The organism is Eggerthella sp. BIOML-A1, assembly GCF_009875595.1.
GTDB lineage: Bacteria > Actinomycetota > Coriobacteriia > Coriobacteriales > Eggerthellaceae > Eggerthella > Eggerthella lenta.
Genome location: NZ_WWRZ01000011.1, coordinates 64014 through 70828, shown reverse-complemented (window position 1 = coordinate 70828; position 6815 = coordinate 64014). Strand labels below are relative to the sequence as shown.

The following is a 6815-nucleotide window of genomic DNA, read 5'->3' as shown; positions in this document are numbered from 1 at the left end:
TGGTACCGCTTGCAGCTCCATAAGGTGGGCTCCCTAGCAAGTTCGCCCTGTCAAACCACTAGAAACAGCGAAGGGCCCGAATGTTTCACGTGAAACATTCGTACGCTTGTTGATCCTTGCGCGCATAGCCAGCGCTTCGCCGAGCAGCGGGCTATGCCTCGCGCCAGCAGCAGCCGTCGTCGTCTCGCAGCCTGCGGCCGCCTCCGTGCAACCGACAGCACGGCCAATGGCGAAAAGGCGTCGAATTCGGAAGTCGCTGCGCCTCTTCTCAGAAAGCAGGAAAGGGCTTCTCCCGACAACGCCCGGTCAAAACGATCCCGTCTCCAGCATCATGCGCCGATGCCGAACAGGGACGCCCGCTCGCTTCCGAATTCGGTATCTTTTTGCCATTGCGAGACCAGCCGGGGGCACGAAGGGCCGTCAAGCAGGCAGCGCGGTGCCTTGTGAAGACGATATCGCATGTTCGTAAAATTCTAATACTATGCTTGACTTTGTAATCTGTATGCAATAGCGTTACAGTTACTTACCATCGACCTTAGCGCTCCCCTTAGGAGGACGTTGCAGCTCATGAATAGCCGTATGAGAAAACACGCGGCGCTGGCCGTCGTCACGCTGGCCGCAGCCGGAGCGCTCACCCTGGAGGCATGCACGGAAACGCCCACCGCATCATCCGACGCACCCGCAATTCAAAACCAAAGCAAGAGCGAGGAATCCATGACAAACGAACGCAACGGCGGGTACGCCACAATTTCCGAGGACGAGGCGGTTGCCATGATGAGCGAAAACTCCGCAACCCTTGTAGACGTCCGCACCGCACGCGAATATGCTGACGGGCACATCCCCGGAGCCATCAACATACCCGTCGAAACCATCGGCTCCGTCAAACCCGCCGGCCTTCAAGGCGTGGACGAAAACGCCTCCATCATCGTCTACTGCCGGACCGGCGTGCGCAGCGAACACGCTTCGAACATGCTTCTCAACCTAGGTTACAAGCACGTGTTCGACCTGGGCGGCATCGTCGATTGGAACGGCGAAAAGGTAGCCGGAACCGAGCCAGGCAGCTTCACAGGCGACGCGCAGTAGAATCTGTCGCCTTGGAGGTCCGTGCGTGTCCCGCCGGAAACGACACGTGGACAGGTATGGGCAACCGCTCCGCTAAGCCAACTGCGGAACGCGCACGGATCTCCAAGGCGACAAACCGAAACGCTCGTCAGACCGAGCGTCCGCGAACATGCGTCGAACGGGAGGGGAACGTGCGCCGCGAGCCATCGGCGCACGCGTCAAAGCCGTGCGGGTGCGGCGGATCCCTGTCCAAGCTCCGCCCCCCCCGCACGAAACGCCCGCGAATCACGCGAATGAGACAATAGCCCCATCCCTTTGCCTCATCGAAACGGCCTCATTGCCCGGAGCCGTTTCGCGTTCGGAAGGTTATTTCGCGATCAGCACGGGGATGGGCGATGCGTGCAACAGCTTGTGGCTGACGCTGCCCATGTACTCCTTGAGCCCGCTCAGGCCACGGTTGCCCACAATCAGCAGGTCGTAGTCGCGCTGGCCGATCAGCTTGACGATCTCGGTGGCCGGATTCGTGCCGGTTAGCAGCAGCGAGTCGGTGCGCGCGGCAACGTCCTCGCCCATCTTCTGCTCAGCCTCGGCCAGCAGATCCTCGCCGTCGGAGATCATCATGTCGAGAATGTCCTTGAAGTTCGCCATCTGCGTTTCGTCGAGCAGCGGGATAGGCACCACGTACACGACGTCCACATGCGCCTCGGGATTCACTGCAGCCAGGCTGGCGGCCATGGCGAGCGCGCGGTCGGCACCCTCGGATTCGTCGAACGCCACGAGCAACTTGTTAACGGCCATGGTGGGCCTCCTCTCGGTCGCGGCGAGCGCGGTGCGCCGCCTGAAAACGTCCTACCTCCAGTATAGGGCTTTCCGCGCGGGCAGGGAAACAAGTTGTCCACGCTTTCATGACCGCTTTCGCGCGGATCGCCGGCCATCGCCAGCCGGGCGGTCGGGTGCCCTACGATAAACATCTTCGGCAGCGTGCAACATGCCCCGAATAGAGCGGCCCCCTTTAGGGTCTCGACGAAAGGACGCACCATGGAACAGTTCGACGCAGCGATCATCGGGTTCGGAACGGCGGGCCTCGCCCTGGGCGGTGCGCTTGCCGACGATGGCCAGAACATCGTAGTCGTGGAGCAGTCCGACACCATGTACGGCGGCGCCTGCGTGAACAACGCATGCATCCCCACGAAGGCACTCGTGGAATCGGCACGACTGACCGCAGCCGTAGGCGGCCCTATCGTTGAACGCGAGGAGCGCTACACCGCGGCCGTCGACGACATGAAAGAACTGCGCTCCGCCTCGCGCGAACGCAACTACCGCGCGCTGGCCGATCGCGAGAACGTCGACGTCATCGACGGCCGCGCGTCGTTCGCGGACGCCACGCACCTGACGGTGGCCACCGCGTCGGGCACGCGCAGCATCGAGGCGAAGCGCATCTTCATCGACACCGGCTCGCTGCCGAAGCTGCCTTCCATCCCCGGCATAGACAGCCCGCGCGCGTTCGTCAGCAGCTCGCTCATCGAGCTGCCCACCCTGCCGCGCCAGCTCGTCATCATCGGCGGCGGCTACGTCGGCCTCGAGTTCGCCTCGTTCTACACCGACTTCGGCGCACAGGTGACCATCCTACAAAACAGCGACGCCATCCTCGCCCACGAGGATCCCGAAACGGCCGAAGCCGTGCGGAAAAGCCTGGAAGACCGCGGCGTCGCCATCGTGTACGACGCGCACGTGACGCGCATCGACGACGAACACGATCAGGTGCTGGTGTTCGCCCAGGTGAACGGCGAGGAGAAGCGCTATCCCGGCCATGCCGTGCTGGTCGCGGTCGGCCGCACCCCGAACACGACCGGCCTCAACCTGGAAGCCGCCGGCATCGAGCTGAACGACCGCGGCGGAATCAAGGTGGACGAGCACCTGCGCACCACGGCCGACAATGTCTGGGCCATGGGCGACGTGACGGGCGGCATGCAATTCACCTACATCGCCTACGACGACTTCCGCATCGTCGCATCCGACCTGCTGGGCGACGGATCGCGCACGACGAAGAACCGCGGTGCCATCCCTTATTGCACGTTCGTGCACCCGCCGTTCGCGCGCGTCGGCATGACCGCGGACGAGGCGCGCAAAGCCGGCTATTCCGTACAGGTATACAAACTGCCCGCTGAAAAAATCTCGCAAGCGCGCATCCTGCAAGACCCGGTGGGTCTGATGAAGGCCGTGGTCGACGCGAACTCAGGAGTGCTGCTGGGCATGGATCTGTTCTGCGAAGATGCGCAGGAGCTGGTGAACACCGTGAAACTGGTCATGGATGCACGCATTCCCGCCTCCGTGCTGCAGAGCGCCGTATTCACGCACCCGTCCATGACCGAGGCGTTCAACAACCTGTTCCTGCCTCAGAACATGCAGGAGTAGAAGCCGTCGTGGACACGAACCTCCTGACCGGATCGCCGCCTTTGACGGCAAGCTCGTTCGTCATCCAGCGCTCGAAGCCCGCATAGGCGGGTGCCTTGCGTCCTTTGAGGCTGACGAGGCAGATAGGCACGGAAACGGAATCCTTGGCCGCCATGGGTTTCAACTCGGTGAGGGGGTTGAACTGACCGAGCGCAGGAACGCCAACGGTGAGCGCCAACCCGTTCTCTCGCGTCAGATAGCGCTCGAACTGCGCGGCAGTAGTCGCGCTGACGAGAATATCGATCCCGCGCTCACGATAGAACTCCGCAACGGAATCGTTGAAGCGGTCGAAGTCTTCCGATATGGAGACGGGGTACGGCTTTATATCGTCCAAGCTGACAGTTTGATGCTGCGCCAAGGGGTGCCGATACGACATAATCACGCCCAACATCACCTTGCCGAGATTCAGGCAGTCCATATCGGGGTGACGGCATGCGCCAACCACGATAAGCGCATCCAGGTGTCCCGCTTGCAGCGCCCCGAAGCCGCGAAGCCCCGCCTCAAGCCGTATAGAGGTTTCGATGCCCGAGTTCTTGTAGACGAACGATGCAATGCTGGCGCATGCTTGCTCGTATCCATAGAGCGGAGACGCGCACAGCCCCAACCGCAACAACGGAGATTCGGCAGAGCGCCGTCTGTGCGCAAACGCCTCCAACTCGTCGAAGCTTCTCAGCACCGGCTCGGCTTTGACGTAGAAGGCTTTTCCGAACAGGGTGGGATGCACGCCGCGGCTTTCGCGCACGAACAGCTCGTTCTTCAGTTCTCGCTCCAGATCAGCGATAGCCTTCGAGACCGCTTGGACGGTTACGTACTGCTCCTTTGCGGCCGCTGACAAGCTGCCGCTCTGGAACACAGCGACGAAGTATCTTACTTGCTTGATATTCAAAAAGTCTACCTCGAACCTATCGCGCGCCGATCCTTTTTGAGATTCTACCGCGCTCCTAGGTCGTTGCATCCGAGACGCGCCCCGTTCAACTATCTTTTGAACAGCAGTTCCTGAGCACAAAACGCGCGAGAAGAACGCCTCTGATCGCACGAAGGGCGCGCGTCGCTTACGGGCTTTTGCGAAAGGGGCTCCATCGGCGCAAGCTGCGGCACAGCGCGTCGCAGGGACGGGTGGTTTTACGCGCTTTCCGCAAATCCCACCTCCTGCGGAAAAACCGAGTGGCGGAGGGCGCACCCTCCGTCGCAGCGCCTATAAAGACGCGAGCCGCTCGAGCGGCTCGCCGCAGGAGCCCGGCAGATTCGCATCCGCATCGATCCGACGGCGAACGGAGGAACGCCGTGGCAGAGATCGCGCGCTATGCACGATTTCAGGTGGTCGTTTTCGGAGGCGGAAAGGAAAAGCCCAGGTCGCGAGAAACGGCGGCAGCGGAGAATCGTGCATAGGGGACCCCGGACATTTTCCTGGACTGAATTTCTATAAGAAAAGAGGTCCGGAACATGGCTTACTCGAAGGAGCGCAAGGAGGAGATCCTGGGCAGGTTCCATGCGAGCGGGATGTCGATGAGGGCGGCGTGCGCCCGCTTCGACGACTTCCCGTGCGCGCAGACCCTCTCGAGGTTCGCCTCCGAAGAGGAGGCCGGCCTCCTCGACCCGCCCGCGCTCGAGGTGCCGGGAAGGTGCGAGGGGCGCCGGGCATGGGAGCCCTACCCCCTCGAGACGAAGCGCGAGGCCCTCAGGCTGCTCGCGGGCGGCATGGAGCCGAGGCACGTGGCCAAGCGCCTCGGCGTCGCCGGCGCCCGTCCCGTCCGCGAGTGGGCCTCGAAGCTGGGGCGCCTCGACGAGCTCGACGCCAGGTCCCGCCCCGACTCCGCGCGCGAGGAAGCTGCTATGATGTTCGCGCAAGGGTCGTCCGTAGCCGAGATAGCCGAACGGATCGGCGCGGACAGGAAGACCGTGTACCGCTGGCTGGACAGGGCCGGCGTCGACCGGGAACGGCCGAGGAAGGGGAAGGGCGCCGAGGACATGGCCGAGAAGGCGGATCGGGAAGAGCCGGGCGAGTGGGCGCGCGCATGGGGGGAGCTGCCGGACGACCCCGAGGAGAGGGCGCGCGTGGCGGAGGTCCGGCTCGCCGAGGCGCTGGCGGTGTTGGACGTCCTAAAAGCACCAGGCCCGGGCTCTTTGAGCAACGCGGAGAAGCACCGGGCGGGCCGGGCGGCCAGGGCGATGACGGCGAAGGCGAAGACGGATGACGTCCTCGCGGACTTCCGCATAGCGAGGTCCACCTACTTCTCCCAGGCGGCGAGGGCGGCCGGGCCCGACAAGTACGCCGCCCTGCGCGTGCGCGTGAGGGCCGTCTTCGAGGAGTCGAAGCGCCGCTACGGATCCTTGAGCATCTGGGCGAAGCTGCGATCGGGCGAGGGCGGGCCCGTGCGCGCCGCGCAGCTCGCGCCGGGGGATGCGACGACGCCCGTCGCGGTTTCCGAGAAGGTGGTGCGCCGGATCATGCGCGAGGAGGGCCTCGTCCCGGTGCAGGCCAGGGAGCGCCGGCGCTACAGCTCCTACCGAGGGGAGCCCGACGAGCGCCCGGGGAACCTCCCCCTCCGCGAGGACGGCTCCCACGACTTCCGCGCATGCGGGCCGGGCAGGCTGGTCGTCACCGACGTGACCGAGTTCAAGCTCGACGGCTTCAAGGTCTACCTGTCCCCCGTCGTGGACTGCTTCGACGGGTGCCCCGTGGCGTGGCGGGCGTCGACCAGCCCCGACGACGAGCTGACGGCGGGTTCTTTGGAGGACGCGCTCGGCTTCCTGGAGGAGGGCTGCGCCGTCCACACCGACGGCGGCGGCAACTACCGCTCGAGCAGATGGAAGGGCGTCTGCGAGGCCAACGGCCTCGTCAGGTCGATGTCGCGCAAGGCGACGAGCCCCGACAACGCGAGGGCCGAGGGCTTCTTCGGGACGCTCAAGCAGGAGTTCTTCTACGCCCGGGACTGGAAGGGCGCCACGAAGGGATGCTTCATGCGCGCCCTCGACGACTACATCGTGTGGTATCGTGACGAGAAGATCAAAAGGGCGCTCGGCTGGAAGACGATCAAGGAGCACCGGGCGGGCCTGGGGATCGCGGCGTAGGAGTCCAGGAAAACGTCCGGCCCCCCTAGCGTGCGATCTCTGCCACGCACGAGTCAACCGGAGGCGAGGCCCCCTCGAACGACCCGCCACCAGCTCGCCTTCAACCCGCCGGCGAGCCGTCGCCAGCGGGACCCCAAGCAACCCGCCGCCAACCCGCCGCCGTCCCCAACGCGACCCCCCAAGCAACCCGCCACCAACGCCCCGCCCCTCCCCGCGAAGAAAGCGTG

5 protein-coding genes are annotated in these 6815 nt (G+C 64.3%); 3 read left to right on the top strand and 2 right to left on the bottom strand.

Going from position 1 to position 6815, the window contains the following annotated elements:
* Nucleotides 1-579 precede the first annotated feature (579 nt).
* A complete protein-coding gene (locus GT590_RS13380) occupies nt 580-1083 on the top strand; it encodes a rhodanese-like domain-containing protein (protein WP_227791381.1) in 504 nt (167 codons plus the stop codon).
* A gap of 345 nt (nt 1084-1428) precedes the next feature.
* Here the strand turns inward: GT590_RS13380 and GT590_RS13375 are convergent, their stop codons facing one another.
* Nucleotides 1429-1860: a universal stress protein gene (locus GT590_RS13375; protein WP_009305782.1), complete on the bottom strand. Its 432-nt coding sequence runs from the start codon at nt 1858-1860 to the stop codon at nt 1429-1431.
* Nucleotides 1861-2100: 240 nt separating this feature from the next.
* Here GT590_RS13375 and GT590_RS13370 point away from each other — a divergent pair, with 240 nt between their 5' ends.
* Nucleotides 2101-3477, top strand: coding sequence for an FAD-dependent oxidoreductase (locus GT590_RS13370; RefSeq protein WP_021410525.1), 1377 nt, complete (start codon nt 2101-2103; stop codon nt 3475-3477).
* On the opposite strand, the gene GT590_RS13365 is transcribed toward GT590_RS13370, so the two are convergent.
* Complete coding sequence (locus tag GT590_RS13365) at nt 3440-4552, bottom strand: LysR family transcriptional regulator (protein ID WP_233839591.1); 1113 nt, start codon at nt 4550-4552, stop codon at nt 3440-3442. The genes GT590_RS13370 and GT590_RS13365 overlap by 38 nt on opposite strands.
* 407 nt (nt 4553-4959) lie before the next feature.
* Here GT590_RS13365 and GT590_RS13360 point away from each other — a divergent pair, with 407 nt between their 5' ends.
* Nucleotides 4960-6588 (top strand): IS3 family transposase, encoded by a 1629-nt coding sequence (locus GT590_RS13360; RefSeq protein WP_156732716.1) that lies wholly within the window; start codon nt 4960-4962, stop codon nt 6586-6588.
* The last annotated feature ends 227 nt before the right edge of the window (nt 6589-6815 follow it).

Bases quoted from the DNA above. Each gene is read 5' to 3' on its own strand.
- GT590_RS13380 (WP_227791381.1), top strand. From the start codon at position 580: ATGAGAAAACACGCGGCGCTGGCCGTCGTCACGCTGGCCGCAGCCGGA.
- GT590_RS13375 (WP_009305782.1), bottom strand. From the start codon at position 1,860: ATGGCCGTTAACAAGTTGCTCGTGGCGTTCGACGAATCCGAGGGTGCC.
- GT590_RS13370 (WP_021410525.1), top strand. From the start codon at position 2,101: ATGGAACAGTTCGACGCAGCGATCATCGGGTTCGGAACGGCGGGCCTC.
- GT590_RS13360 (WP_156732716.1), top strand. From the start codon at position 4,960: ATGGCTTACTCGAAGGAGCGCAAGGAGGAGATCCTGGGCAGGTTCCAT.